General features: G+C 55.3%; 27 protein-coding genes. 23 read left to right on the plus strand and 4 right to left on the minus strand.

Annotated elements, in window-relative coordinates; translation table 11 throughout:
- Positions 1-123: 123 nt before the first annotated feature.
- Positions 124-615, minus strand: coding sequence for a ribbon-helix-helix domain-containing protein (locus ACSC94_RS05065; RefSeq protein ID WP_435641961.1), 492 nt, complete (start codon positions 613-615; stop codon positions 124-126).
- Between the two features lie 105 nt (positions 616-720).
- On the minus strand, positions 721-1,017 hold the full coding sequence (locus tag ACSC94_RS05070; protein WP_435641962.1) for a BolA family protein: 297 nt from the start codon (positions 1,015-1,017) through the stop codon (positions 721-723).
- Between the two features lie 147 nt (positions 1,018-1,164).
- Here ACSC94_RS05070 and ACSC94_RS05075 point away from each other — a divergent pair, with 147 nt between their 5' ends.
- The 14 genes from ACSC94_RS05075 to ACSC94_RS05140 all read left to right on the plus strand — a co-directional run bounded on the left by ACSC94_RS05075 (position 1,165) and on the right by ACSC94_RS05140 (position 14,661).
- The gene (locus tag ACSC94_RS05075) at positions 1,165-1,719 is read left to right on the plus strand and encodes a J domain-containing protein (RefSeq protein ID WP_435641963.1); all 555 of its coding nucleotides are present in this window, start codon (positions 1,165-1,167) and stop codon (positions 1,717-1,719) included.
- Between the two features lie 111 nt (positions 1,720-1,830).
- Positions 1,831-2,805: a cobaltochelatase subunit CobS gene (gene cobS / locus ACSC94_RS05080; RefSeq protein WP_435642153.1), complete on the plus strand. Its 975-nt coding sequence runs from the start codon at positions 1,831-1,833 to the stop codon at positions 2,803-2,805.
- Entirely contained in the window at positions 2,805-4,667 is a 1,863-nt protein-coding gene (gene cobT, locus ACSC94_RS05085; protein WP_435641964.1) for a cobaltochelatase subunit CobT, read from the plus strand. The genes cobS and cobT overlap by 1 nt, the downstream gene beginning before the upstream one ends.
- Before the next feature lie 148 nt (positions 4,668-4,815).
- Positions 4,816-6,195, plus strand: coding sequence for a histidine--tRNA ligase (gene hisS / locus ACSC94_RS05090; protein ID WP_435641965.1), 1,380 nt, complete (start codon positions 4,816-4,818; stop codon positions 6,193-6,195).
- A 70-nt stretch (positions 6,196-6,265) separates the two neighbouring features.
- Positions 6,266-6,880 carry a hypothetical protein gene (locus ACSC94_RS05095; protein ID WP_435641966.1) on the plus strand — a complete coding sequence of 205 codons (615 nt, stop codon included), beginning with the start codon at positions 6,266-6,268 and terminating at the stop codon, positions 6,878-6,880.
- Positions 6,881-6,988: 108 nt separating this feature from the next.
- The gene (locus ACSC94_RS05100; RefSeq protein ID WP_435641967.1) at positions 6,989-8,254 is read left to right on the plus strand and encodes a hypothetical protein; all 1,266 of its coding nucleotides are present in this window, start codon (positions 6,989-6,991) and stop codon (positions 8,252-8,254) included.
- A 183-nt stretch (positions 8,255-8,437) separates the two neighbouring features.
- A complete protein-coding gene (deoC, locus tag ACSC94_RS05105; RefSeq protein ID WP_435642154.1) occupies positions 8,438-9,364 on the plus strand; it encodes a deoxyribose-phosphate aldolase in 927 nt (308 codons plus the stop codon).
- Positions 9,365-9,394: 30 nt separating this feature from the next.
- A complete protein-coding gene (locus ACSC94_RS05110; RefSeq protein WP_435641968.1) occupies positions 9,395-9,817 on the plus strand; it encodes a hypothetical protein in 423 nt (140 codons plus the stop codon).
- Between the two features lie 41 nt (positions 9,818-9,858).
- Positions 9,859-10,155: a GIY-YIG nuclease family protein gene (locus ACSC94_RS05115; protein WP_435641969.1), complete on the plus strand. Its 297-nt coding sequence runs from the start codon at positions 9,859-9,861 to the stop codon at positions 10,153-10,155.
- A 45-nt stretch (positions 10,156-10,200) separates the two neighbouring features.
- Positions 10,201-12,645: an aldehyde dehydrogenase family protein gene (locus ACSC94_RS05120; protein WP_435641970.1), complete on the plus strand. Its 2,445-nt coding sequence runs from the start codon at positions 10,201-10,203 to the stop codon at positions 12,643-12,645.
- Positions 12,646-12,885: 240 nt separating this feature from the next.
- On the plus strand, positions 12,886-13,233 hold the full coding sequence (locus ACSC94_RS05125) for a hypothetical protein (protein ID WP_435641971.1): 348 nt from the start codon (positions 12,886-12,888) through the stop codon (positions 13,231-13,233).
- A gap of 13 nt (positions 13,234-13,246) precedes the next feature.
- Positions 13,247-13,699: a hypothetical protein gene (locus tag ACSC94_RS05130; RefSeq protein ID WP_435641972.1), complete on the plus strand. Its 453-nt coding sequence runs from the start codon at positions 13,247-13,249 to the stop codon at positions 13,697-13,699.
- 99 nt (positions 13,700-13,798) lie between these two features.
- Entirely contained in the window at positions 13,799-14,077 is a 279-nt protein-coding gene (locus tag ACSC94_RS05135) for a hypothetical protein (RefSeq protein WP_435641973.1), read from the plus strand.
- Positions 14,074-14,661 (plus strand): AAA family ATPase, encoded by a 588-nt coding sequence (locus ACSC94_RS05140; protein ID WP_435641974.1) that lies wholly within the window; start codon positions 14,074-14,076, stop codon positions 14,659-14,661. The genes ACSC94_RS05135 and ACSC94_RS05140 overlap by 4 nt, the downstream gene beginning before the upstream one ends.
- Positions 14,662-14,663: 2 nt before the next feature.
- On the opposite strand, the gene ACSC94_RS05145 is transcribed toward ACSC94_RS05140, so the two are convergent.
- On the minus strand, positions 14,664-15,077 hold the full coding sequence (locus tag ACSC94_RS05145; RefSeq protein ID WP_435641975.1) for a SufE family protein: 414 nt from the start codon (positions 15,075-15,077) through the stop codon (positions 14,664-14,666).
- Positions 15,078-15,307: 230 nt separating this feature from the next.
- Between ACSC94_RS05145 and clpX the strand changes: the two genes are divergently transcribed.
- The 5 genes from clpX (at position 15,308) to ACSC94_RS05170 (ending at position 21,288) form a co-directional block, all read left to right on the plus strand.
- Positions 15,308-16,603, plus strand: coding sequence for an ATP-dependent Clp protease ATP-binding subunit ClpX (clpX, locus tag ACSC94_RS05150; protein WP_435641976.1), 1,296 nt, complete (start codon positions 15,308-15,310; stop codon positions 16,601-16,603).
- Positions 16,604-16,803: 200 nt separating this feature from the next.
- Positions 16,804-17,766: an exopolyphosphatase gene (locus ACSC94_RS05155; protein WP_435641977.1), complete on the plus strand. Its 963-nt coding sequence runs from the start codon at positions 16,804-16,806 to the stop codon at positions 17,764-17,766.
- A gap of 6 nt (positions 17,767-17,772) precedes the next feature.
- Entirely contained in the window at positions 17,773-19,203 is a 1,431-nt protein-coding gene (locus tag ACSC94_RS05160) for a cryptochrome/photolyase family protein (RefSeq protein ID WP_435641978.1), read from the plus strand.
- 2 nt (positions 19,204-19,205) lie between these two features.
- Positions 19,206-20,141: a S66 peptidase family protein gene (locus ACSC94_RS05165; RefSeq protein WP_435641979.1), complete on the plus strand. Its 936-nt coding sequence runs from the start codon at positions 19,206-19,208 to the stop codon at positions 20,139-20,141.
- 196 nt (positions 20,142-20,337) lie between these two features.
- Positions 20,338-21,288 carry a DMT family transporter gene (locus ACSC94_RS05170; protein WP_435641980.1) on the plus strand — a complete coding sequence of 317 codons (951 nt, stop codon included), beginning with the start codon at positions 20,338-20,340 and terminating at the stop codon, positions 21,286-21,288.
- On the opposite strand, the gene ACSC94_RS05175 is transcribed toward ACSC94_RS05170, so the two are convergent.
- Positions 21,285-21,959, minus strand: a complete 675-nt coding sequence (locus ACSC94_RS05175; RefSeq protein WP_435641981.1) for a hypothetical protein — start codon at positions 21,957-21,959, stop codon at positions 21,285-21,287. The genes ACSC94_RS05170 and ACSC94_RS05175 overlap by 4 nt on opposite strands.
- Before the next feature lie 114 nt (positions 21,960-22,073).
- On the opposite strand from ACSC94_RS05175, the gene fdxA reads away from it, so the two are divergent.
- From fdxA to ACSC94_RS05195, 4 genes are all read left to right on the plus strand, one after another.
- Positions 22,074-22,412 carry a ferredoxin FdxA gene (gene fdxA, locus ACSC94_RS05180; protein WP_435641982.1) on the plus strand — a complete coding sequence of 113 codons (339 nt, stop codon included), beginning with the start codon at positions 22,074-22,076 and terminating at the stop codon, positions 22,410-22,412.
- 238 nt (positions 22,413-22,650) lie between these two features.
- Positions 22,651-23,229, plus strand: coding sequence for a CarD family transcriptional regulator (locus ACSC94_RS05185; RefSeq protein WP_014103029.1), 579 nt, complete (start codon positions 22,651-22,653; stop codon positions 23,227-23,229).
- Positions 23,230-23,648: 419 nt separating this feature from the next.
- Positions 23,649-24,530, plus strand: coding sequence for a hypothetical protein (locus ACSC94_RS05190; protein ID WP_435641983.1), 882 nt, complete (start codon positions 23,649-23,651; stop codon positions 24,528-24,530).
- 184 nt (positions 24,531-24,714) lie between these two features.
- Entirely contained in the window at positions 24,715-25,602 is an 888-nt protein-coding gene (locus ACSC94_RS05195) for an RNA polymerase factor sigma-32 (RefSeq protein WP_435641984.1), read from the plus strand.
- Positions 25,603-25,693 lie beyond the last annotated feature (91 nt).

Here is a 25,693-nt window from a genome sequence, read left to right on the forward strand (position 1 = left end):
CAACACAACACAATAAAATAAAACCGGGATCGGTGATGACGATCCCGGTTTTTTCGTGTGTGTGGAATTAAGGCTTTTGTTTTTATAGCTGCGGTAAAAATATTTGCCTGTTTAAAACGTGACTTACAGGCCCTGCATGGAATGGAAAGATGGTGTTTGTGCCGGTTGCATGGTCGACACATGCGATGTGCCGCCATTCATGCCGCGGCCACGTTTGCGCATATGCAATGAATCTGGCGTGGCTTGGGCACGGGTCATCATCGTATTGAAATCGCCATGACCGGCGCGCACATGCCCCTGCTCCGTCGTTGCCGCACGGTAATACAGCATCAGAAACACACGGATTGCCGCGGTCAGTGATGTATTCGGATTTTTGCGCAACTGGATCAATGAACACACATCATGAATACGGCAGCGTTCGCGTTTGGCGATATCACGCAACGCCCCCCACATTTCTGGCTCCAGACGCACGGATGTGCGGCGGCCCAGAACGGTGATGTTGCGGCTGACGAGCGTGCTGCGGCCCCCTTCACGGGCCTCATCCATGCCATCGATAGCATCCATCAATTTTGGATCGGAAAAGGAAACGGCCCCCGTAGAAATGTTACTAGTCATAAAATGCCCCCCTGGATCAATATGATCACACTTTTAAAATGCACTTCGCAAACCGCACTAACGTACGGACGAAACCAATTTTAAGGGGGAAAAATTAAAATGCAACTATGAATTGTTTTTGCAATTTGCCACACCAACCTCTGCGGGTGTATTCAGCGTCATGCTAAGCGCATGAATTTGTTTAGAAATTTCAGATTGCAAAATGCTATAAACGCGCCTTTGACGCTCCACACGCGACACACCCTCGAATGCAACAGACACAACCCGGATACGAAAATGGCTGTCCCCCGACCCATCATGCCCGGCATGGCCCGCATGCAGGGCAGATTCGTTGACCACCTCCAGAATCTCGGGATTCAGGGCGGATCGCAGCTTTTCTTCAATAATTTCAGTCATTCCCATGGATTTTCGTCCCTTTTGATATGTCAAAATCTTGTAAAAAGCCGCGGCCCGCAACATAATAATGGAATGCCGCGTATACATTTGAAACCCAACTCACCGGAATTTGCCGATTCGGACGCCCCCAAGCCCCGGAGCAAAAGTTGCGACATGCCGGGATGTGAGCGCCACGGCGAACACAAAGCCCCCAAAAACCGTGGTTTGAATGATTATTACCATTTCTGCTTCGACCATGTGCAGGAATATAACAAGGCGTGGGATTTCTTCTCTGGCATGACTCAGTCGGATATTGAGGCCCATATCATGCAAGCCATGCTGTGGGACCGCCCGACCAAGCGATATGACCCCGCGGCCGCCGCGGCCATGGAAGACGATTTGTTGAAAAAGGCGCACGAGGCGCGGTTCTTCCACAAACGCCCGCACGACCACGAAAACCAGCAAAAATCCCGTCAGGAACATTTCCGGTCCATGGACGATATTCGCCCCGCCCCGGAAATCGAGGCCATGGCGATTATGGGATTGGAACCGCCTGTCGATCTGGCCGGGATCAAGGCGAAGTACAAAGAGCTGGTGAAGAAATACCACCCGGACGTCAACCGTGATGACCCCAAGGCCGAGGAGCTTCTCAAAAGCATCAACATGGCCTATACAATTTTAAAGGCGGCCTTTGAAAGCTATGAAAAAATGATGACGGGCCGCGCGTAATAAAAACCTTCGTTTTCTCTCTCCACCTCCCTCCAAAGTGCGCACACCATGACAACCAAAAAAACCAAGAATGGAACAACCGCGTCCGCATCCGCTGGCGGAGCGTATGAGATGGAGAGCTTAACCGCGAACCACCCGCATTACACCACCATCCCCGATGCGTGGTTTGATGTGCGCGAAACATTCGGGCTGGATATTGATTGGCAAGTGCCGGGGTTTTCCGTTGAACACCCGAACGTGCCCGCGCGCGATGAAACGTACCAATTCGACCACGACACCACGCTGGCCATCCTCGCCGGGTTTGCACATAACCGCCGCGTGATGATTCAGGGTTATCACGGCACCGGGAAATCCACCCATATTGAGCAAGTCGCCGCTCGCCTGAACTGGCCGTGTGTTCGCATCAATCTGGATTCCCACGTCAGCCGCCTCGACCTGCTGGGCAAGGACATGATCGTCCTGAAAGATGGCCAGCAAGTGACCGAATTTAAACAAGGCATTTTGCCGTGGGCATTGCAAAACCCGGTGGCGTTGGTGTTCGATGAATATGATGCGGGCCGCCCGGACGTGATGTTCGTGATCCAGCGCGTATTGGAGGCCGAGGGCAAACTGACCCTGCTCGACCAGAACACGGTGATCCGCCCGCACCCGGCCTTCCGCCTGTTTTCCACGGCCAACACGATTGGTCTGGGCGACACCACCGGCCTGTATCACGGCACGCAACAAATCAACCAAGGTCAGATGGACCGCTGGAACGTGGTCGTGACGCTCAACTACCTGCCGCATGATGACGAGGTGAAAATCGTCCTCGCCAAAATGCCGGATCTGGATAGCGATGAAGTGGGCGCCATGGTCCGCCTGGCCGATATGACGCGGCAAGGGTTTATCAACGGTGACCTCTCCACCCTGATGTCCCCACGTACGGTTTTAAGCTGGGCCGAGAACAACAAAATTTTCAAAGACCGCGAACTGGCCTTCCGCCTGTCTTTCCTGAACAAATGCGATGAAACCGAACGCGGGACGGTGGCGGAATATTACCAACGCTGCTTCGGCGTCGACATTATGCCCACAGCCACGCGCATGTAATGACCCTCGACAAAGACAAACAACGCGAACTGGATAAATTTAAAAACGCCACCGCGTCCACATTGCGAGCGATGGCGAAGGTTGCGGATATTGAGGTGGCCTTTACACCGGTTGAGGGTAGCGCGAAATCATTGAGTCTGCCCAAGGCGGGCACCATGCGCTTGCCTTTGCCCGATGCGGCCATGTCGGTGCCGTCGGTTGGCGTGACACGCGGGCAAGCGGATTCCCGCGCTTTGCATTTGCGCCACCACGACTCCGCCATTCACCGCCGCAATGCCCCGCTGGATTTATCGGCACAGGCCGCGTTTGACGCGCTGGAGCAGGCGCGATTGGAATCCATCGGCATCCGCACCATGGCGGGTGTGGCGAAAAACCTGTCGGCGTCATTGGAAGATACGTGCCGCCGCATGGGGTACGCCAACGCGCAGGGCCGTGAAAACACCAATCAGGCCGATGCCCTGCATATCCTCGCCCGCGCCGCCATGACCGGGGAAACATTGCCCCCCACGGCCGCGCACGTTGCCAATCTGTGGCGCGATTGGGTTCGCGAACGGCTGGGGCCGGACGGCCTGAACACACTGGCCGCCGCAATGGACGACCAAAAAACCTTCGCGCGCGAAGTCAAACATCTGCTCGACCAGCTCGACATGGATGCGGGCGACACCCCGCCGGATGATGATGACGATACCGACAGCGACGATAACGACGCCAATATGCCCTTATCCGGTGAAGACGATGGCGACGGCGAAGATGATAATTCCGAGGCTGAGGCCGAAGGATCGGACGCACAGGAAGTGGGTGATGATTCCAGCGCCAAGGACGACGCGCAAGCCGCCTTCGATGATCTGGACACCGAAAACACACAGAGTGAAACCGAAGGCGAAAGCCCCGGCCAGACCCGCACCAACCGGGATCAGGGATACCAGCCGGGTCCGGAAAACCCGTATCATATCTACACTACCGCCTTCGATGAAATCGTCCGCGCCACGGAACTGGCGGATGATGAGGAGCTGGACCGCCTGCGCGATATGCTGGACCGGCAACTGGCGCATTTACAGGGCGTGGTGACGAAACTGGCCAACCGCCTGCAACGAAAATTGATGGCGCGGCAACAACGATCATGGCTGTTCGATCAGGAAGAAGGGCAACTGGACGCCGCACGTCTGGCCCGCATCGTCGCCAACCCCACCGTGCCCTTGTCATTCAAGCAAGAAAAAGAAACCGATTTCCGCGATACGGTCGTCACCTTGCTGATCGATAATTCCGGATCGATGCGCGGCCGGCCCATTGCGATTGCCGCCATCTGCACCGATATTCTGGCCCGCACGCTGGAGCGTTGCGGCGTAAAGACGGAAATTCTGGGCTTCACCACCCGTGCGTGGAAAGGCGGCAAAGCCCGCGACGCATGGGTACAAAATGGCCGCCCGCCACACCCCGGCCGCCTGAACGATTTGCGCCACATCATCTACAAGGCCGCGGACGAGCCATGGCGGCGCACGCGCAAGAATTTGGGCCTGATGCTCAAAGAAGGCCTGCTGAAAGAAAACATCGATGGCGAGGCCATTGTCTGGGCGCATAACCGTCTGGCCAAACGCCCAGAACAACGCAAAATCCTGATGGTGATTTCCGATGGCGCGCCGGTGGATGACTCCACTTTGTCCGTCAACCCGTCCAACATTCTGGAACAGGATTTGCGCAGCGTCATTTTCTGGATCGAAAACGCATCCCCGGTCAAACTGACCGCCATCGGCATCGGGCATGACGTCACCCGGTATTACAAAACCGCCATGACCATCGCCGACGCCGACGAACTGGCCGCCGCCCTGATCCAACGGCTGGACCAGTTGTTTGATGAGAAATAGCCACCCTTTCCATTCATACGTCACCCCGGCGAAAGCCGGGGTCTTCGTCCATTATGGCAGGAAGATTCCGGCCTTCGCCGGAATGACGGTCGTGTTTTAGGGCCCCGCCCCCTAGCCATTCCGCCCCAAATCGTCTAAAAATACCCCCATGAGCACAGATACAAAAAAACAGATTTACAAGCCCCGTCCCGTCACCGGATTCCCCGAATGGCTTCCCGAAGTCCGTTTGGTGGAACAGCAATGGTTCGACCATATCCGCCGGGTGTTTGAATCCTATGGCTTCTGCTCCATCGAAACGCCGAGCGTCGAGGAACTGGACGTTCTGCGCGCGAAGGGCGAGGTGGACAAGGAAATTTACGTTATCGAACGCCTGCACAAGGACGATAACGAAAAATCCGACGCGCGTCTGGCCCTGCACTTTGACCAGACGGTCCCGCTGGCACGGTACGTTGCGCAAAATTTCAACGAACTTGTCTTCCCGTTCAAACGGTACCAGATGCAACGCGTCTGGCGCGGTGAACGGCCACAAGCCGGACGCTTCCGCGAATTTTACCAGTGCGATATCGACGTCATCGGCATCGACACCCTGCCCCTGCATTTCGACGCCGAAATGCCCGCCATTATGTGGGAGGTCATGAACGGCCTGCCGGGGATGGAGGGTGAGAAGATTCAGATGCGGATTAGTAACCGGAAAATCTTATCCGGCTTCATGAAAGATTGGGGAGTCCCAGACCCTGCTGCTGCATTGAGAATACTTGATAAAATTGAAAAGGTCGGAGAAGGTCAAACCTTTAGTGACCTTTCAAAAGTTTGCTCATTCACAGGTCGAGAGGACTGGAATGCAGCAAACATGCTTATGGGGCTTGCAAAAATCAAGGCGACAACCAGCAAAGATTTAAAAGACCAAATCAGCAAATTAAGAATGAGTCCTGGCACGCCCACATATCTTGAGGGCATCGAAGAACTTTGTACTGTTCTCGATCACCTCTCCCACCTCCCCGAAGGTGCCGTAGTGGCCGACCTGTCCATCGTGCGCGGCCTCGATTACTACACCGGCACCGTGTACGAAACCGTATTCGTCGATGATCCGGGGTATGGCTCCATCTGCTCTGGCGGGCGGTATGATGATCTGGCGGGATCGTATATCAACAAAAACCTGCCGGGCGTTGGGATTTCGGTGGGGTTCTCCCGCCTGTTCGCGCGCATGGTGGATCAGAAGAAAATTGATGTCACCCGTAAATCCCCGGCGCATATCCTGCTGGTGATGACGGCGGAAGAACGCCGTGGTGAGATTGCGAAGACAGCCCAAGCCCTGCGTGCGCGCGGGTTCAACGTGGAAATGTACCACGCCGCGAAGAAAATTCCGGACCAGTTGAAATACGCCAGCCGCAAGGGCATTCCCTTCGTCTGGTTCGCGGAAGAAGACGGAACCCATCAGGTGAAAAACATGTCATCCGGTGAACAAACCAAAACCGAGCCGCAAAGCTGGGTCCTGCCGGAAGGATATGCGCGTCATGAAGCGGCTTAACCCTCATACGTCATACCGGCGCAGGCCGGTATCCATACAATCTATCCGATGGATTCCGGCCTTCGCCGGAATGACGATGATGTTGGGGTTGGCTACGGCACCCGCCATCGCCGCCGATTTCACATTCGCACCCAAGGGCTGCGAATTTGCCATGACTTTCCCCGAACAACCGACCAGCGCCGAACGGTGCGACCCCGCCGCGCCCACGCAATGCACGCATTCATCCGTATTTGTGAAAGTGTACGGCATGGATTCATCCATGCGCGTCACCGCCACGTGCAGCCCGGCCGAAGACAACATGCTGCAACGCTATAGCGGCGATGTCATGCGCTTCACGTTGGAAAGCATGGCCAAGGGCAACGCCAAAACATACGAAACGGGTTTCAACGATCTGGGCACGGCGAAGCAAGCCATCCTGCTGGGCAGCACGCCAAACGACCATGACGGCGAAGATGTCTATATGGCCCAACTGTGGATCGGCGAAAAATCGGTCCTGACCGTTGAAGGCGTGCTGACCGGCGTCCAAACCCCGGACAGCGACACGACCTTTACCGACATCATGAAAAGCATTCATGCCGCGACCGCTAAGGCCCCGGCTGAAACTGCGCCAGAAGCCGAGAAAACGGACGAATCCGACAAGGGCGAACCCGTTGAAAATAAAGAGGAAAGCAGCAAGGACGATTAATTCTTGCACCCCATTTAAACCTTATGGTAAATAAATCCGTTCATTTGGGATGGGTTTATGAGAGATATTTTCAACAGGTTGATGGGGCGCACAAAGGGGACCGTAGAAATGCTGGCCCTGCCATCGCCCGCGCAATCCCGCGGTCAACTGCAATCCGCATTGAAACAATTGGCCACCGCCAACCATGGCGATCGGTGCCAGACATTATCCTTTCAAACATCGCTCGGTGCCGTTGAATGGCGCACGGGCCAGCAGGACCCGTTTACGGGCGAATGGGTTATTCGCAAACATACGGAAGAACCCAACCTGTCCGGCTCCGCCGCGTCTGTGGGCGAACCCACCATCAAAACAATGACCTTGCATGAGGGCTTGAGCTTTTTTCAGGCCGTGACCATTCTGTCCGAATATGAACGCGGGCAATTGGCCATGACCGTATTACCAGTGAATGAAGCAAGTGAGCTGGGCGACAACCATGTCGTGGCCTTTGCCGAACGCGAAGGCATCGCCTTTGACACAAACGGCGTGCCCCATCCGACATTGAATGGCGAAGTCGTTACCGACGGAAGCTTCACGAAATCCGCCCTCGAACGCGCCCGCGCGTTCAGCCGCACTCAATCCGCTTTTTTCAAAGCAGGAAATAATGACGTTTTGTCGCAATTGCTGTCCTCCGCCCCGCGGGCAGAGACCTTGTTTGACGATGTGATGAACAAATCCGAGGCTTATTCCACGCTGAAAAAATTTCTAACCGCCGTAGAAGATATTGAAACACTCACAATATCGGCATTGGAGAAAACCCCTCTGAAAGATACGGAAAAAAACTTTATTCTGGATGTCAGACGAGACAAGTTTGAAGAGCCTATAAAATATCCAGCCAGCCAAGGGCACAAAGTAAGCGATACAAAGGCGACCACAAACATCATTCGCATTATGAATGATCAAAACCAATATACGCCAAGAGCCGCATTGGATAAGTTGTTCGAAAATATGGCCCAGCACGCCAAGAAATTGGACCAGAATTTTAGGAATGATTATTTTTCCAAGGGTACGAAAGCCTTGCGCCTGTATTTCGACTTGACCGTTGCCCGCCATTTGAGCGCACTGGATCGGGCCACACAGGACAGCTACGCGATTGATGTCACGAAAATCAGGCGGAACGTAGAAACGCTTGAAACCCGTTTTAAAGACATGGGCGGTAGTGAGGATGAAGTCTGGCGCGTCAAAAGCACCATCATCGACCCCAATGCCCCGTCCATTCAACACGCGATGAAACCGTTCATCACGCAATTGAACACACTGCTCAAAAACGTGGAAAAAGAGATTGCGCCCCTTAAAAAAGTCATTCACGCCGGAACCGTCTCCCATGGCCCGGTTTAACACACTGGCATTGCAACATAAATTCCCTATTTAGCCCCTTTTGGCCCTGTGCTACTCTCTTCCTGCTTTCAAAAACAATGAAACAGGAGAGGACGCACCATGAGCGCGGACCCCGTACAATTAAAGCCCGTTGCCCAATCCAAGGGCAAAACCCTGTCCAACACGCACCCCCGCAATGAAGGGATGAAGCTCGATCTGTCCGTGATCGAGGACATCCGCATGAATCTCAGCGCGATTGAGCAGCGCACAGCCACATTGTCCGGCCGCCGCAGCGTGAAGAAGGATTGGCAGGCCGCATGGCTTTTAAAAACCATCACCTGTATGGACCTGACCACCCTGTCGGGCGATGACACGCCGGACCGCGTGAAGCGCCTGTGCGCGAAAGCCGCCAACCCGGTGCGCGCCGATTTGCTGGACGCGATTGGTTTTACCAAACCGCTGCACACGGGCGCGGTGTGCGTGTATCACGCCATGGTGCCCACGGCCGTGAAAGCACTGGAAGGCACAGATATTCCCGTGGCCGCCGTTTCCACTGGCTTCCCGCACGGCCTGTCGCCCATGTCGACGAAGTTGCAGGAAATTCGCGAAAGCGTCGCCGCCGGAGCGAAAGAAATCGATATCGTCATCACGCGCCAATATGTTCTGACCCAGAATTGGGATGCGCTGTATGACGAAATGAAACAATACCGCGATGCGTGCGGTGATGCGCGGATCAAAGCCATTTTGGCCGTTGGCGAATTGGCCACCATGCGTAACATTGCCAAGGCCTCTATGGTTTGCATGATGGCGGGTGCTGATTTCATCAAAACATCGACGGGTAAAGAAGCCACCAACGCCAATTTGAACAACACGCTGGCCATGATCCGCATGATCCGCCAATACCAGACCATGACCGGGTTCAAGGTTGGTTACAAACCCGCTGGCGGTATTTCGAAGGCGAAGGATGCGTTGATGTACCAAGCCTTGATGAAAGACGAATTGGGCCGCGAATGGCTGGAACCGGATTTGTTCCGCTTCGGCGTGTCGTCCCTGCTGGGTGATATTGAACGCCAGATTGAGCATTTTGTTACGGGACATTACAGTGCGGGGAACCGCCACCCGATTGGTTGATCCATCCACCGGATCCCCCACAAGGCGGGGATGACAGCAAAGGTTTTTAAAATGTCAGAAACTAACGGTTTTTCAGTAAGAGATTTAATAAATTCAGGCAGCTACGAAAAACAGGCTGAATCTTGGGCTAAGGTATCCATTTTCACAGCCTTTGCTGTCGCTATTTATGTTGGGATATGGGGAAGCTTCTCACTAGGGTGGCACTGGTTATGGGTTATACCAACTTTGTTGATTGGGTCATCGCTTCTCATCGCAATGCCCACAATGCTCGTTCAAGTATGGCTTGCATCATTTGCCTCAAGACATATGGAGTATGTTTATGGACAAAAACCAAGACCAAAAAACGCCTTTGGAAAAATACTCACCATCACTAAAAACATGTGGGGCATTGCAGTGATTTTTGCTGAAATTTGGCTTGTTCACGAATTTCTGAAATGGGTCAGCACCTTCTAAATAGTCATCCCCGCCTTGTGCGGGGATCCGGAAAATAGAAAATGCAGGAGAAAAAATTCTACGTCTATATTCTAACCAAAGCCCGTAACAGCACGTTTTATGTCGGCATGACGTCCAATTTACCCAAACGCATTTGGGAGCATAAAAACGAGACTGCGGATGGTTTCACAAAAGAACATGGCATCAAAACGCTGGTTTATTACGAAGTATTTGACGACCCGGAAAACGCCATTCGTCGTGAAAAGCGACTGAAAAAATGGCCCAGAGAATGGAAAATGCGCGTTATTGAGCAGATGAACCCAGATTGGGCAGATTTATACGAAACACTAACACCGTAACCGGATCCCCGCACAAGGCGGGGATGACAGTGGAGAAAAAACGAAATGACCAAAGTTGCAGAGATTTTTGAAACCATGGAATACGGCCCGGCCCCGGAAGACGACAAACCCGCCCGCGCATGGATTGAAAGCCGCGGCGGAAAATTCGTGTCGTTCATCAACGGGAAATTTGTAACGCCGGGCGATAAACCGACATGGTTCGCGGCCGAAAACCCAGCCACGGGCGAAAAGCTGGGGCAGGTTTACCAATCAACGCAGAAAGACGTGGATGCGGCCGTGAAAGCCGCCCGCACCGCGCAGGAAGACTGGGCCGCCCTGCCCGGTTTTGAACGTGCGAAATATCTGTATGCCATTACACGGCTGATGCAAAAACATGCGCGTTTGTTCGCCGTTTTGGAAACGCTGGACAACGGAAAACCGATCCGCGAAAGCCGCGATGTCGATGTGCCCGCCGCAACCGCTCACTTCCATCACCATGCGGGATGGGCGCAGATTATGGATGATGAATTTGACGGCTACGAACCCTACGGCGTTGCGGGGCAGATCATTCCGTGGAACTTCCCGCTGCTGATGCTGGCGTGGAAAGTGGCCCCGGCACTGGCCACCGGCAACACGGTAGTTCTGAAACCCGCTGAACAAACCAACCTGACCGCGCAATTGTTCGCGGAAATCTGTGTTGAGGCTGGCTTGCCGAAAGGCGTGTTCAACCTGGTCACGGGTGATGGCAAGGTCGGCGCGATGATCGTCGCGCATGACGGCATTGATAAACTGGCCTTCACCGGGTCCACCGATATTGGCCGTTTGATTCGCAAGGAATCCGCCGGATCGGGCAAAGCCCTGACGCTGGAGTTGGGCGGAAAATCCCCCTATATCGTGTTTGACGATGCGGACATTGACTCGGCTGTCGAAGGTCTGGTCGATGCGATCTGGTTCAACCAGGGTGAAGTCTGCTGTGCGGGCTCCCGCCTGCTGGTGCAAGAAAGCATTTACGCCAGCTTCGTTGAAAAACTGAAACGCCGCATGCAGCACTTACGCGTTGGCAACCCGATGGATAAATGCGTCGATCTGGGGGCTGTGGTTGATAAAACGCAACTGGACCGCATCACCAAACTGGTCGACAAAGCCGTGAAAGATGGCGCCGAGATTTATCAGATCAAGGATGCCTGCCCGACCAAAGGCTGCTTCTATCCACCGACCATCTTGACCAACGTTGAACCGAGTGACGAGATCGCACAGATCGAAGTGTTCGGCCCGGTCCTGTCCGTCATCTCCTTCCGCAACCAACAAGACGCGGTGGCCATTGCCAACAACACCCGCTTCGGTCTGGCCGCAACGGTGTGGACGGAAAACATCAACATGGCGCTGGAAATGGCCCCGGCGATCAAGGCCGGCGTGGTCTGGATCAATTCGTCCAACCGCTTCTACGCTGGATGCGGCTTTGGCGGATACCGTGAATCCGGCTATGGCCGCGAAGGTGGGAAAGAGGGCCTGTATGCCTATCTGAAACCCGCTTACCTCTCTATCCTTGAGCCGTCATCCCGGCGGAAGCCGGGATCTTCCGCCAAAAAGGCAAAAGATTCCGGCCTTCGCCGGAATGACGCCCCGGGGGATGTTGCCTTGATTGACCGCACCGCCAAAAACTACATCGGCGGGAAACAAAAACGCCCCGATGGCAATTATTCGATGAAAATCGTTTCACCGTCCGGCGTGATGGTTGGCGAAGTGGGCGAAGGCAACCGCAAAGACATTCGCGACGCGGTGGAATCCGCCAGCGGTGCCGCCGCCGGATGGGCCAAGGCCACACCGTTTAACCGTGGGCAAATCCTGTACTACATCGCCGAAAATTTGAGCGCCCGCGCCGATGAATTCGCCGCCCGTATCAAATCCATGACCGATTGCACCCCGGCCGCGGCGAAAAAAGAAGTCGAACTGGCCATTCAACGCCTGTTCTACTACGCCGGATGGACGGACAAGCATGACGGCGCGGTGCATACCCCGCCGCTGCGCGGTGTCACACTGGCGATGAATGAACCGGTTGGCGTGATGGGTATTGTCTGCCCGGATGATCAACCGTTCTTGTCGTTCATCTCACTGGTTGCTCCGGCGATTGCCATGGGCAATGCGTGCGTGGTTGTGCCGTCCACATTATATCCGCTGGCCGCGACTGATTTTTATCAGGTGCTGGAAACATCGGATGTACCGGGTGGTGTTATCAACATCGTCACGGGTGACCGCGCAACGCTGACCAAAACCATTGCCGAACATGACGGCGTGGATGCAATTTGGTATTTCGGCGCGGATGACGGGTCCGCATTTGTCGAGGCCGCATCGATCAGCAACCTGAAACAAACATGGTGCGATTATGGGCTGGCCCGCGACTGGACCAAATCGGCGCAAGCCCAAGGCCGCGAATACTTACGCCGTGCAACACAGGTGAAAAACATCTGGGTTCCGTACGGCGAAAGCAGCGGCGGCGGCGGCGGGTACTAAGCCCCACCAAAAAAGTATGTCCGTCATCCCGGAAAACGCGCCAGCGTTTATCCGGGATTTTTGCCGTGTTGTTACCCTCACGGCCCAAACCCCGGACAAGGGCTAACGCCCTTTCCGGGGTGACGTTTATTTGATATTTCCCATCAACGCCGCCATTTCCCATATCCTAAACCCAAAATTAACCCTTTTCAGGTGTAATGGGGGCACAGAATAAAGGGGCTTCGGGGGAACGCAGCAGCCATGGCAACAGATTTCGACTTTATCACTGGCGAAGCGCACGCACGACCCGCGGCCATGCCCTACCCGTCTTTGGTTGAAAGCATGAACGTCAATCTGGTCGTCAACGACGCCGGAAAAATCTTCATCCTGCACGACAAAAAATTTCCATGCGTCATGAACTGGGTCGAATACGACACCGACAGCGGCCAACTCGCTTTGGTTGCTCATGACGGCACCATGATTGATTTCGGCATGATTATTCAGGCCCCCATCCGCAAACGCATGATGAACGCAACGGATATCAGCACCTTGCTGGTCGGGGATAATCGGATTGACGATTTTTATATTATGCCGCTGATTATTCGATAACGCAGGTGATAGAATGACAACCATTTCCGCCACAACTGTACAACAAGCCCCCGGTGCCGCCACCACGGTTGGATCCATGGTTCATGGCGATCCGAACAGCCTGTTCCAGCAGGCCGGCATGGAAACACCAGGCGTCGACCCCAATCCGAATGCGGGTGGCGGGTTACAGAATATGATGGCCGCACTCGGCGATGCGATTCCGCAGCTCCAACAGATTTTTGAAGCCCTGATGAACACGTTCAAACAATCCGGATCATTTCTGGATCAGGGCAACAACAATACCCTGACCCAAAAGGTTATGGAGATGGAAGGCGTGTCCGCCAAGCTGGGCTTCGTGAACCCCCAAAATGGCGAAGTCACCGTGGCCGGACCGCAAAATCAAGGCCCGCAAAACCAACTGGAACAACAACGCCCGCAACCCACCGCCCCGCAAAACCAACCGGGCATGGGGATGGGACCGGGTTAATCCAACCCCACAACGCCATATTCACGCCGCTTTTTTGTTTGACAGTGGGACCTGCCGGGGATTATCCCTGCGCTGAAATACCCCTTTGCAAAAGAGCCCATGATGAGCCGTTACACCCTGACCCCGAACGACCCGGCCACCACCCGTGAACAGATGGAACATGCTGTTGCGACCCATGGGCATATGCGCGTGATTGAAACCACCGACAACAATATCGTGATCGATGCGGACGGCGACACTGTTTACGCGTTTGAAAAACGGTTCCCGGATTGGTCCGTTAAGCGCGGGGTTGAGGTTTATGCCGAAATTGCGCCGCCGAAGCTCAACAAAAAAATGCTGGAACGGTTGCGCGACCGCCTGACACGCAAACCGGAATGACCCACACGATTCCCGAACACATGATCGCCATGCTGCACGACCGGTTCATTGGAAACCGGGCCGCGTCGGATACGCCAACGGTATATTGCATGGCGGGTATTCCGGGCTCGGGGAAAAGCACTTACGTCGATGCCGCCATTGCATGCGGGGATTTTCCGGCGAATGCGTTCATCCTGAACCCCGACCGCGTGATGGAGGCCCTGCCCGCCTATCACGACGATGTTGCCACGCTGGGCGCGGTGGCCGCGTTTGAACGCTGGGAAATGCCCTGCCGCACGCTGGCCTATGACCTGCTGGACCGCGCCGCCGCATCGCGGTTGAACATCATCAAGGATATGGGCTGCGCCCGTGTTGAAAATTACGACATGCTGGTGCGGTTGAAATCCTCCGGCTATCGCCTGCACATGGTGCATCTGGATTGCCCGGTCGATCTGGCTCTGGCGCGCATTCAAACCCGCGCCCGCCATACCCCGGCAACCATGGTGCGTGAACGTGCGGCATCCCTCGCCGCCCTGCTGCCCCAATACCGGGCGCTGGCCGATCATTTCTCAGAAATTACCATATTGCAAAAACGGGCCGCCTAGCCTTAAGCGTCACCCAGCCGGGCCAATGCCATAATCTTCTCCACCATGGCGAAGAAGCCATTGCGGCGGTTGGGTGATAAATGCTGGTCCAGCTCCAGATCGCTGAAGATCTGCTGAATATCCACAGATTCCACGCCCGCCCGGTCCTTGCCCCCATAGGCCAGCATCAGGATGTAAATCAGGCCCCGAATGATCTGGGCGTCGCTATCGGCCTCAAAATGGAACCGCCCGTCCCGCCAGCCCGCAATCATCCAGACCTTGGACGTACAGCCCTTAACGAAGTGCTCATCGACCTTCAGCGCCGGATCCATCACTGGAACACGACGGCCCAAATCAATGATATAGCGGTATTTATCCTCCCAGTCGTCAAACAGGGAAAAGCTACCAATCAGGTCCTGGAGCGTGGTTTCGGACATAAAATTTCACTATTCTTTAAGGGCTTGGGTCCATTGATTATAATATAAGCCTAAGGATGGCAACTGGGCAGCCCCGCCCTAGCGCGCTTTCAAGCCACGGCAAGACCTTGTCCGGCTTGAAAAAATGCACAAACTATATTGGAAAGGGGCTTGCGCCACTTCCAGCCAGTTGGCTAAATTGTAAGAAGACTGATTCTCACCCTCTCTATTTAAGAACGGACCTCCCGACAATGAGTAAAGCCGGATCAAGCGATACCAAAAATACCCTGTACTGCTCTTTCTGCGGGAAGAGCCAGCACGAGGTCCGCAAGCTGATTGCTGGCCCGAACGTATTCATCTGCAATGAATGCGTCGAGCTATGCACCGATATCATTCGAGAGGAAGACAAGACATCCATCGTCCGTTCCGGCGAAGGCGTCCCGACCCCGAGCGAGATCAAGGCTGTTCTGGACGATTACGTCATCGGTCAGGAACGCGCGAAACGCATTTTGGCGGTTGCCGTTCACAACCACTATAAACGGATTGAATCCAACACGTCGTCGGATGTTGAAATTGCAAAATCCAACATCCTGCTGGTTGGTCCGACCGGTTCGGGTAAAACCCTGCTGGCGCAATCCATGGCCCGCATTCTGGACGTGCCGTTCACAATGGCTGACGCCACCACACTGACCGAAGCCGGTTATGTTGGCGAAGACGTTGAGAACATCGTTCTGAAACTGCTGCAGGCTTGCGATTACAACGTTGAACGCGCACAACGCGGCATCGTGTATATCGACGAGATCGACAAAATTTCCCGCAAGGGCGACAACCCGTCCATCACCCGCGACGTTTCGGGCGAAGGTGTTCAGCAGGCTCTGCTGAAACTGATGGAAGGCACCGTGGCCTCTGTTCCGCCGCAAGGTGGCCGTAAACACCCGCAACAGGAATTCCTGCAGGTTGATACGACCAACATCCTGTTCATCTGCGGTGGCGCGTTTGCCGGGATTGAAAAAATCATCGCATCCCGCGGTAAGGGCACAGGCATCGGTTTCGGTGCAGATGTGCGCGACCCGGAAGATGTGAAAAACCCGCAAATCCTGCGCGACCTGCAACCGGAAGATCTGATGAAATTCGGTTTGATCCCGGAATTCATTGGCCGTCTGCCTGTGATTGCCACGCTGGATGATCTGGACGAAGCCGCTTTGATCCAGATTCTGACCGAACCGAAGAACGCGCTGGTGAAGCAATATTCCCGCCTGTTCGATATGGAGAGTGTCAACCTGCGCTTCACCGACGGCGCCTTGAAGGCCATTGCAAAACAGGCCATCGAACGCAAAACCGGTGCCCGCGGCCTGCGCTCCATTCTGGAAGGCATGTTGCTGGACACCATGTTCGAAATGCCGGACAAGGAAGATCTGGAAGAAGTGGTGATCGAAGAGAAAACCGTCACCGAGAGAAAAGCACCGACCCTGGTCATGGCCGACAAGAAGAAGAAAAAAGCCAAAGACAAGGACGACGCCAAAGAATCCGAAGCCGCCGAAGCGTAAGCACAGGCATTTTCGATAGACTTACAAAAGACGGGGTTCACGCCCCGTCTTTTTCATTCTCAGACCCTCAAAACACCCCCACATATGTCAAACCTCTGATTAACTTGATCTTATTCTTTACTGATTTATAGTTTTGGGTGGCGTTTATGCACTGCAACGGTGCCGCCGCTTTCTGTTGTAATTCGGGGGATGACCACACCATGCAAAATCAGGCCAAAATTCAGTTCGATCCAAGCCGCACCTATCGCCTGATCACCCGGTCCGATATGGACGGTCTGGTCTGCGCCATTTTGCTGAAGGAACTGAACCTGATCGACGACATCATGTTCGTTCATCCGAAAGATATGCAGGACGGAAAGATCGAAGTCACCGACCGCGATATTTCCACCAACCTGCCCTATGTCCCCGGCATCTACATGGCGTTCGACCACCATTCCAGCGAAGCCGAAAGACTGGATGGCATCAGCCCGGACAATCACATTTGCGACATTCACGCCCCGTCCGCCGCGCGCGTGGTTTACAATTATTTCGGCGGCCCGGCCACCTTCCCCCGCATTGGTCAGGACATGATGGCGGCCGTGGACAAGGCGGACTCCGCTGGCTTCACCCGCGATGATATTTTAAACCCACAGGGTTGGGAATTGCTCAGCTTCCTGATGGATGCGCGCACGGGCCTTGGCCGTTTCCGCGATTTCGGCATTTCCAACTATCAATTGATGATGGAATTGATCGATTATTGCCGCGACCACACAATTGAACAAATTCTGGAACTGCACCACGTCAAGGAACGGGTTGATCTGTACGAAGCGCACAAACTGAAAGCGCGCGAGCAGTTGGAAAAATGCTCCACCATCAATAAAAACCTGATCGTTCTGGATCTGCGCAACGAACCGCAAATCTGGGCCACCAACCGCTTCATGCTGTATGCTCTGTTCCCCCAATGCAATATTTCCATCCACGTGATGTGGGGCAAGAATGACCAGAACACCGTATTCGCCACGGGCAAATCCATCCTGAACCGCACCAGCAAAACGCACGTTGGTAATTTGATGCTGCATTATGGCGGCGGCGGGCACGATGCCGCTGGCACCTGTCAGGTCGATAACGCCAAGGCCAATCAGGTTTTGGATGAATTGATCACAACAATCACCAAAGACGGTTAAGGGTTCATGCTCGACTTTCCTGTCATCCTCTGGTTTCGGCAGGATTTGCGTCTGCAGGACAATCCCGCCTATCACGCCGCGCTGGAATCCGGCTCGCCCATTCTACCTGTCTTTATTCTGGATGATGACAATGCCGGCCCGTGGAAACGCGGAGCGGCCAGCCGATGGTGGCTGTACCATTCCCTGTCATCCCTGAACAAAAGCCTGCACGGCACGCTGGCCATCTTTCGCGGGGATGCCACGAAAATCATTCCCGAACTGGTCGATGCCGCCTGCGCGCACGCCGTGTTCTGGAACCGTTGTTACGAACCGTGGCGCATGGCGCGGGATTCGAGAATCAAAACCGGATTGGAACAAGCCAGCATCGCGGTGAAAAGCAGCAATGCCAGCCTGCTGTACGAACCATGGACCGTGAACAAGGATGATGGCACACCGTACAAGGTGTTTACGCCCTTTTTCCGCAAGGGCTGTCTGGGCCGTGGCGAACCGCCCGCACCGCTGGGCCTGCCGCACCATGTTCCAACATTTTTCCCGCGCTTGAAACAATCGCTGCATATCGATGATCTGGATTTGCTGCCCTCCATCAAATGGGACAAGGGTTTCCACGATGTCTGGATTCCCGGCGAACATGGCGCGCGCACACGGCTGGGGCAGTTTCTGGATCACGAATTAAAAGGCTATAAAGAAGGCCGCAACCACCCTGACCGCGAAAATGTGTCGCGCCTGTCGCCGCATTTGCATTTCGGTGAAATCTCACCGCGCACCGCATGGCACGCCGTGCGCCACGCCATGGAATCCGACCCGGCGGTGGAAACCGATGGGGATTGTTTCCTTTCTGAACTGGGCTGGCGCGAATTTTCTTACTCCCTGCTCTACACCAACCCGGATATGCCGACCAAACCGCTGCAATCCAAATTCGCGTCCTTCCCGTGGGATAAGAACGACACCGCGTTGCGCGCATGGCAAATGGGCAAAACGGGTTACCCGATCGTGGATGCCGGCATGCGCCAGCTCTGGCAAACCGGGTGGATGCATAACCGCGTGCGGATGATCGTGGCGTCCTTCCTGATCAAGGATTTGATGCTGCCATGGACGGCGGGCGAAGAATGGTTCTGGGACACGCTGGTCGATGCCGATCTGGCCAACAACGCCGCCAGTTGGCAATGGGTGGCCGGGTGCGGGGCCGATGCCGCGCCCTATTTCCGCATTTTCAATCCCGTGACGCAGGGCACAAAATTCGATCCCGACGGCGATTATATCCGCGCCTTCGTCCCCGAACTGGCCGCCCTGCCCACCAAATATATCCATGAACCATGGACGGCCCCGGACAATGTGCTAAAACAGTGTGGTGTGGAATTGGGTCAAACCTACCCCATGCCGATTGTCGATCATAAAGCCGCCCGCGAACATGCGCTGGCCGTGTTTAAAGGATTATAACGATGGCCCAAAAGAAACCGATTTTACCGCCCGCTCTCAACCCCGGCGATACAATCGGCATCATGGCCCCATCATCCCGCCGCGAAAAAACCGAAGTCACCGAATTTGAATCCATCCTGACCGCGCGCGGATTTAATGTGTACGTTCACCCGCAAACATTGGCGCGCCACCACCAAACCGCCGGAACCACCGCACAGCGCGTCGATGCGCTGCACGATCTGTTCCGCGATAAAGCCATCAACGCGATCTTCGCCGCCGGTGGCGGCAACCGCGCCACGACGATGCTGCAACATCTGGATATGGATTTGATCCGCAAGAACCCGAAAATCCTGATCGGCTACAGCGACGTGACATCCCTGCTGGGTGCGATCAATGCGGACACGGGGCTGGTCACATTCCACGGCCCTGTCGCCTCCCGCCTGCGCCGCCCGATGCCAAAGGCGCAACTGGATCAATGTTTCAACATGCTGGCCGGGCAATCCGCCCCCATCCCCATGAACCGCGCCGCCGTGTTAAAAACCGGATCCGTGACCGGACGCTTGGTGGGCGGAAATCTCAGCCTGATGACCTGCCTGCTCGGCACGCCGTGGCAACCAGATTTCAAGGGCGCGATCCTGTTTCTGGAAGATTGCTTCGAAGAAACATCACGCATCGACCGTATGCTGGTCCATTTGGACAATGCGGGTGCGTTTGATGATATTGCCGGGCTGGTCATGGGCAAATTTTCGGATATGCAAGATACCGGTGGCACGAAATTCGGCTACAGCATGAAGGAAATTGTCGCCGAACGGCTGGACGGCCGCAAAATCCCCGCCATCATGAACGCCCCGTTCGGCCATGCGAAAGACCTCTACACCATTCCCTTTGGCGCAACGGCCACACTGAATGCACGCGAAGGCAAAACCACATTGTCGTTCGCGGGACCTGTTGTGAAATAACGCGCCCCCTCTCCCTACCCCTCTCCCAGAGGGAGAGGGAACAAGACGCCGCATTATAAAAAGCCCCTCTCCCTCTGGGAGAGGGGTTGGGGAGAGGGCCTCTCTTGCCGGAGAAGGCCTTGCCGCCCTGTGCAAGTTCTGTCACGCTCCTATATCAGTAAAGCCTGCGTAACCCCTTGCTCCGTCCCGGTGCGCCATGACCGAAACACCCGTTGACCGCCCGATCCGCATTGCCCTGTTTATTTCCGGCAGCGTCCTGTTCTTTGCCGTGATGAACATGTTTGTCAAACTGGCCGCTGAAACCGGGCTGCCGGTGCCGCAAATCCTGTTTTTCCGCAGCGCCATTGGCCTGCTGCCTATCCTGTTCCTGATGGCCCAGCGCCGGAATATGGATTTGTTCAAAACCACACGGCACAGCGGCCATTTCGTCCGCAGCTTTGTCGGCTTTTTCTCGATGTGCTGTTTCTTCTGGTCCTTTGCCCTGCTCCCGCTGGCCAACGCCACGGCCATTCACTTTGCGTCGCCACTGGTGCTGACGGCCATGGCCGTCCTGCTGCTGGATGAAAAGGTCGGGCCACATCGCTGGGCCGCGGTCATCATCGGCCTGTGCGCCGTTTTGTTTATGTTACAGCCAGCCAGCAACGGCGATGCGCTTGGGTCACTGGTTGCCATGTGCGCGGCCATCCTCGGGGCCTTTGCCATGATCGCCGTGCGGAAGCTGGGCGATACGGAACACGCTTTGACCATCGCGTTTTACTTCACACTGTATTGCGTGTTTTTAAGCGGCGTGTGGACCTTGTTCGTCTGGCAGACGCCAACCCTGCCCGGCTTGATCTACATGATCGCCACGGGCCTTCTGGGCGGGCTGGGGCAAGTCTGGCTCACCTACGCCTATGCCAAAGCCCCGGCGGCCTTTGTCAGCGTCTTTTCCTATCTGTCGATTGTCTTCGTGACCGCGCTGGACATTGCCGTCTGGGGTCATGTGCCGCCATGGCAGGTCGGTGTGGGCAGTTTGATTGTGATGGGCTGCGGTATGTACATCGTCTACCGCGAAACCCGCAAACGCGCCCCGCTGGCCTCGGAAACCATGCCCTGCACCGAGGGCGAAGCGGCCCCGACCGAGGCCGACCGGCAAAATCCGGTTTAGAGGGAATAAGGTTTGAATGCCGGGTCCGGCTGCGCCCGCGCGCCTGACGTTTCTGTCTTCAGGCAATTTTCTGGCCGGATCATGCGCTCTTCATTCAACCAGCGCACTTTGCCCTCCTCGACCAAACGATCCAGCATCGCCCGCTCCTTGGCCCCATCCGGGTCATTGGCAATCTCAAAAACATCCGTGTAGAAGTCATCTGTACTGTAATGATCCGCGACCTGATAAACCTGCACACCCGCGCGCATAAGGTCATTCAGGGACTCGACACGCTGAAACGTTGCCCTCTCAAGATTGACCGCATGACCGCTGACCCACTGGTCGGTGGCCTGCCCATCATCGCGGTGGATCTGGACGAAATCATCAGAATCGAAACTGTATATGCCACCCTCTAATGTGGGGTCGCCAATCTTGGATTCTTGATCCAGAAACAAAATCTCGGCCCCGCCCAGCCCGTGCATATTCCCCAACCGCACACCTTTCGGAACCGCATAGGTCAGGGACAATGATGGATTGTCGGTGGCGTAAACAAACGGAGGATTGGTGTCGGCATAGTCGGTGAAGCGTGCAATGGCCGTTCCATCCTCCCTTTCGGCAAGGCGGATATTGCGTGTCCGTGGCGTCAATTCTGCCGCCTCCAGAGTAACGGGGCTGGAATGGTACAGCTTCATACCCGAGACATTACAGGACACCCCTTAATTATGTCTAAAAACATCAACTCCCCTCTGGATTTATGACAGGGGGCATGGCATAAAACCCCCGCGTAAAGTTAGGGAATTGCCACCATGACCTTTGTTGTCACCGATGTCTGCATCATGTGCAAACACACTGATTGCGTCGAAGTCTGCCCCGTAGATTGCTTCTACGAGGGGGAAAACACCTTGGTTATCCACCCCGATGAATGCATTGATTGCGGCGTGTGCGAGCCGGAATGCCCTGTGGACGCGATCAAGCCGGATTCCGACCCGGAAGCCGATAAGTGGCTGGAAATGAACAGAAAATACTCTGAACTCTGGCCCGTCCTGACCCGGAAGAAGGACGCGATGCCCGACGCCGAAAAATATAAGGACGTAAAAAATAAATATCAGGACTGGTTTAGCCCGAATCCGGGCGAAGGCGACTAAGAGCGCGTTCAAAACCCCTGTGTTTCTGCGGAATATGCCCCTGCATACGCCGTTATTTTTCATATAAACATAAACCTTGAAATTTTACCTTTTTTTCATTATATTGGCCGACATGCTCAACGGCGGGCGCGTGCGGGACGCTAGTTCATCCCCTGTCTCAGCTTCCTTCTATAAGGATCTGAAACACCTCGCTTTCGCCGTTTCGCAGCCTGCCGGACACCCGGCCAGAATTTGAGTAATGGACCCCTATCAGACGGAGAAGGTGCAGACCATGGCGAATGATAATGTTGACTTCCGCAAAGGCGACTACGTTGTATACCCGGCCCACGGTGTTGGTCAGGTCGAAGGGATTGAAACCCAGACGATTGGCGGGATGGAAGTCAAACTGTATGCCGTGACGTTTGAGAAAGACCGCATGCGCCTGAAGATTCCGGTTTTCAAAGCGAAGACCGCCGGCCTGCGTAAACTCAGCTCCAGCGACCGTTTGAAAGATGCGATGAAGACCCTGCAAGGCCGTGCGCGTGTGCGCCGCACCATGTGGAGCCGCCGCGCCCAAGAATACGAAACCAAAATCAATTCCGGCGATCCGGTTGCGATTGCCGAAGTTCTGCGCGACCTGAAACGCAGCAACGACGAAACCGAACAATCCTACAGCGAACGCCAAATCTACCAGAGCGCGCTGGAGCGTCTGGCCCGCGAAGTTGCTGCCGTTCAGAAAATCACGGAAGTGAAAGCGGCCGAGCAACTGGAAGACATGCTGGGCAAAAAGAAAGATAAAGCCGTGAAAGAAGACGACGTGGAAAAAGAAGCCGCGTAATTCACCGCACAGATTTTATCCCCCCAAGGATAACCCAAGGGAGCGCGAACGCAGGTTCGCGCTTCTTTGTTTTTACGCTCTGCGCCACCACTCTCCCAATCGTCATCCCCGCCTTGTGCGGGGATCCGGAGTCACAGGGCCAATATTATCCCGGTCATTTCCGGATCCCCGCACAAGGCGGGGATGACGTATTAAAAATCCAGATAACTCATTTCCATTCAGGCTTATACGCAAAACTCCTCATCCACAACATCATCACAGCCCCACGCAACAACGCACTGATTCTGTGGGGCTTTTTGCGGTGTGACATAAAAATGCTCTTGTGTGTTACAAGCCCCCTCCTATACTGGAATTTGATTCTGCACCTGTGGAATCAGGGCTTTGCTCACCACCCTTTTGTTTTTTGGTTCACTTCCATCGTGTCCATCTGCGACCTTGTCAAAGATCAACGCTTCGCTGCTCTGGGTAATCCCCGGCGCATCTGGGCCATTTCCGCGATTCATTCGGAAGCGGACCGATTGGTGGCCCTGCACGATTCCATCTACCCACAATTGGAAGCGGGCGACCGCATCGTCTATCTGGGCAATTATTTCGGTCACGGGACCGAAGCCACCCGGACGATTGATGAAATCCTCACCTTCCGCCGCAACGTGCTGGCCATGCCGGGATGGATGCCATCCGACATCGCGTATTTGCGCGGCGGTCAGGAAGAAATGTGGGAAAAGCTGGTCCAACTGCAATTCGCGCCCAACCCGCGCGAGGTTCTGGAATGGATGCTGGATCGCGGCCTGTCGGCCACGCTGGAATCCTATGGCATGAACCCGACCCATGGGCTGGTCTCCACCCGTGAGGGCGCCATGTCCATCACGCGCTGGACCGCCGGGGTTCGCGCCGCCATCCGCCGCCACCGTGGCCATGACATGTTTATCACCCACCTGCGCCGTGCGGCCTTTACCCCGCCGCAGGTGATGGAACTGGCCGCGACAGGCACCGGCGGGGCCTATGCCCGCGCGATGGATGACTCGGCGGCCCCGATGCTGTTCGTCCATGCCGGATTGAACCCCAACCGCCCGCTTCAGGATCAGGGCGATGCCCTGTGGTGGGGTGGCCGATCATTTGATGCGATTCATACGCCTTATGATCCCTTTGAAAAAGTGATCCGGGGGTTTGACCCGAACCAGGGTGGGCTCCATATCAATGGTGTGACCGCCACATTGGACGGCGGCTGCGGTTTCGGCGGACCTTTGGTCTGTGCCGGTTTTGACCGCCATGGTGAGGTTTTTTCTCTAATCGAATCATAAGGTTAGAGAAAGCGGCCAATTTACCCAATTCTGCCCATTTATCCGCCACATTCCTGCCCATATTTTAGAAGATACTAAACTATGCGGTTCGGTTCCCATATTCTTTGTAAGAATCCCGCAAGTTTGACCCTATACCCTTGAAGAGTAGACAGACCAAAAGCCTGTTACCAGAAAGGACTCCCCCATGGCCCATATAGATGATCAAGGCACACAGAAAGCCAATCTGAGCTATATACGGACCTCGATGAGCGAACCGTTGCTGGAGCGCGACCATGAGCTCGACCTCGCCCGCCGCTGGCGCGAAGACGGGGATGAGCACGCGCTGCACGAGCTGGTTCGGTCCTATACCCGTTTGGTGATTGCGATGGCCTCCCGCTTCCGCAATTACGGCCTGCCCTTGGGCGACTTGATCCAGGAAGGCAATATCGGCCTGATGCAAGCCGCCAACCGTTTTGAACATGACCGCGGCGTGCGGTTTTCGACCTACGCCACGTGGTGGATCCGTTCCGCCATGCAGGATTACGTCCTGCGCAACTGGTCGATTGTTCGGACCGGGACGACGGCCGCGCAAAAATCCCTGTTCTTTAACCTGCGTCGCCTGCGCTCCAAGATTGAAGCGGCCACCGAACGTGAAGGCCTGACCGATGAAGGTCGCGCCCAGATCGCAACGGAGCTGAAGGTCAATATGAAGGACGTGCAGGACATGGAAGGCCGCCTGTCCGCCTCCGACCATTCGCTGAATGCCCGCATCGGCATGGATGGTGAGGATGAATGGCAGAGCCTGCTGTCCGATGAACGCCCGAATCCCGAAGAAATCGTCATCGGGATGAAGGACGCGCAAACCCGGTCACAATGGCTGAACGAAGCGTTGTCCGAGCTGAGCGACCGCGAACGCACCATTATCACCGAGCGTCATCTGGGCCACGAAACCGTGACGCTGGAAGATTTGGGCAAAGAGCTGGGCGTCAGCAAGGAACGTGTGCGTCAGCTGGAACAGCGCGCCATGAGCAAACTGCGCCAGTCCATGACCCGTCGCATCGACGATCCGGACGATATCCTGCTCGAAGGCTAAGACGCCCGACCGAAATTCACGAATGAAAAACCCGGCATTCCCCCAATGCCGGGTTTTTCTTTATCTCGCCGATACCGGGGAATTACCGGAT

The organism is Micavibrio aeruginosavorus (assembly GCF_051245535.1).
Classification (GTDB): domain Bacteria; phylum Pseudomonadota; class Alphaproteobacteria; order Micavibrionales; family Micavibrionaceae; genus Micavibrio; species Micavibrio aeruginosavorus_D.

What these genes read in the sequence shown, in the direction of transcription:
- ACSC94_RS05065 (WP_435641961.1), bottom strand. Translation starts at nt 615, where the DNA reads ATGACTAGTAACATTTCTACGGGGGCCGTTTCCTTTTCCGATCCAAAA.
- ACSC94_RS05070 (WP_435641962.1), bottom strand. Translation starts at nt 1,017, where the DNA reads ATGGGAATGACTGAAATTATTGAAGAAAAGCTGCGATCCGCCCTGAAT.
- ACSC94_RS05075 (WP_435641963.1), top strand. Translation starts at nt 1,165, where the DNA reads ATGCCGGGATGTGAGCGCCACGGCGAACACAAAGCCCCCAAAAACCGT.
- cobS (WP_435642153.1), top strand. Translation starts at nt 1,831, where the DNA reads ATGGAGAGCTTAACCGCGAACCACCCGCATTACACCACCATCCCCGAT.
- cobT (WP_435641964.1), top strand. Translation starts at nt 2,805, where the DNA reads ATGACCCTCGACAAAGACAAACAACGCGAACTGGATAAATTTAAAAAC.
- hisS (WP_435641965.1), top strand. Translation starts at nt 4,816, where the DNA reads ATGAGCACAGATACAAAAAAACAGATTTACAAGCCCCGTCCCGTCACC.
- ACSC94_RS05095 (WP_435641966.1), top strand. Translation starts at nt 6,266, where the DNA reads ATGACGATGATGTTGGGGTTGGCTACGGCACCCGCCATCGCCGCCGAT.
- ACSC94_RS05100 (WP_435641967.1), top strand. Translation starts at nt 6,989, where the DNA reads ATGCTGGCCCTGCCATCGCCCGCGCAATCCCGCGGTCAACTGCAATCC.
- deoC (WP_435642154.1), top strand. Translation starts at nt 8,438, where the DNA reads ATGAAGCTCGATCTGTCCGTGATCGAGGACATCCGCATGAATCTCAGC.
- ACSC94_RS05110 (WP_435641968.1), top strand. Translation starts at nt 9,395, where the DNA reads ATGACAGCAAAGGTTTTTAAAATGTCAGAAACTAACGGTTTTTCAGTA.
- ACSC94_RS05115 (WP_435641969.1), top strand. Translation starts at nt 9,859, where the DNA reads ATGCAGGAGAAAAAATTCTACGTCTATATTCTAACCAAAGCCCGTAAC.
- ACSC94_RS05120 (WP_435641970.1), top strand. Translation starts at nt 10,201, where the DNA reads ATGACCAAAGTTGCAGAGATTTTTGAAACCATGGAATACGGCCCGGCC.
- ACSC94_RS05125 (WP_435641971.1), top strand. Translation starts at nt 12,886, where the DNA reads ATGGCAACAGATTTCGACTTTATCACTGGCGAAGCGCACGCACGACCC.
- ACSC94_RS05130 (WP_435641972.1), top strand. Translation starts at nt 13,247, where the DNA reads ATGACAACCATTTCCGCCACAACTGTACAACAAGCCCCCGGTGCCGCC.
- ACSC94_RS05135 (WP_435641973.1), top strand. Translation starts at nt 13,799, where the DNA reads ATGATGAGCCGTTACACCCTGACCCCGAACGACCCGGCCACCACCCGT.
- ACSC94_RS05140 (WP_435641974.1), top strand. Translation starts at nt 14,074, where the DNA reads ATGACCCACACGATTCCCGAACACATGATCGCCATGCTGCACGACCGG.
- ACSC94_RS05145 (WP_435641975.1), bottom strand. Translation starts at nt 15,077, where the DNA reads ATGTCCGAAACCACGCTCCAGGACCTGATTGGTAGCTTTTCCCTGTTT.
- clpX (WP_435641976.1), top strand. Translation starts at nt 15,308, where the DNA reads ATGAGTAAAGCCGGATCAAGCGATACCAAAAATACCCTGTACTGCTCT.
- ACSC94_RS05155 (WP_435641977.1), top strand. Translation starts at nt 16,804, where the DNA reads ATGCAAAATCAGGCCAAAATTCAGTTCGATCCAAGCCGCACCTATCGC.
- ACSC94_RS05160 (WP_435641978.1), top strand. Translation starts at nt 17,773, where the DNA reads ATGCTCGACTTTCCTGTCATCCTCTGGTTTCGGCAGGATTTGCGTCTG.
- ACSC94_RS05165 (WP_435641979.1), top strand. Translation starts at nt 19,206, where the DNA reads ATGGCCCAAAAGAAACCGATTTTACCGCCCGCTCTCAACCCCGGCGAT.
- ACSC94_RS05170 (WP_435641980.1), top strand. Translation starts at nt 20,338, where the DNA reads ATGACCGAAACACCCGTTGACCGCCCGATCCGCATTGCCCTGTTTATT.
- ACSC94_RS05175 (WP_435641981.1), bottom strand. Translation starts at nt 21,959, where the DNA reads ATGAAGCTGTACCATTCCAGCCCCGTTACTCTGGAGGCGGCAGAATTG.
- fdxA (WP_435641982.1), top strand. Translation starts at nt 22,074, where the DNA reads ATGACCTTTGTTGTCACCGATGTCTGCATCATGTGCAAACACACTGAT.
- ACSC94_RS05185 (WP_014103029.1), top strand. Translation starts at nt 22,651, where the DNA reads ATGGACCCCTATCAGACGGAGAAGGTGCAGACCATGGCGAATGATAAT.
- ACSC94_RS05195 (WP_435641984.1), top strand. Translation starts at nt 24,715, where the DNA reads ATGGCCCATATAGATGATCAAGGCACACAGAAAGCCAATCTGAGCTAT.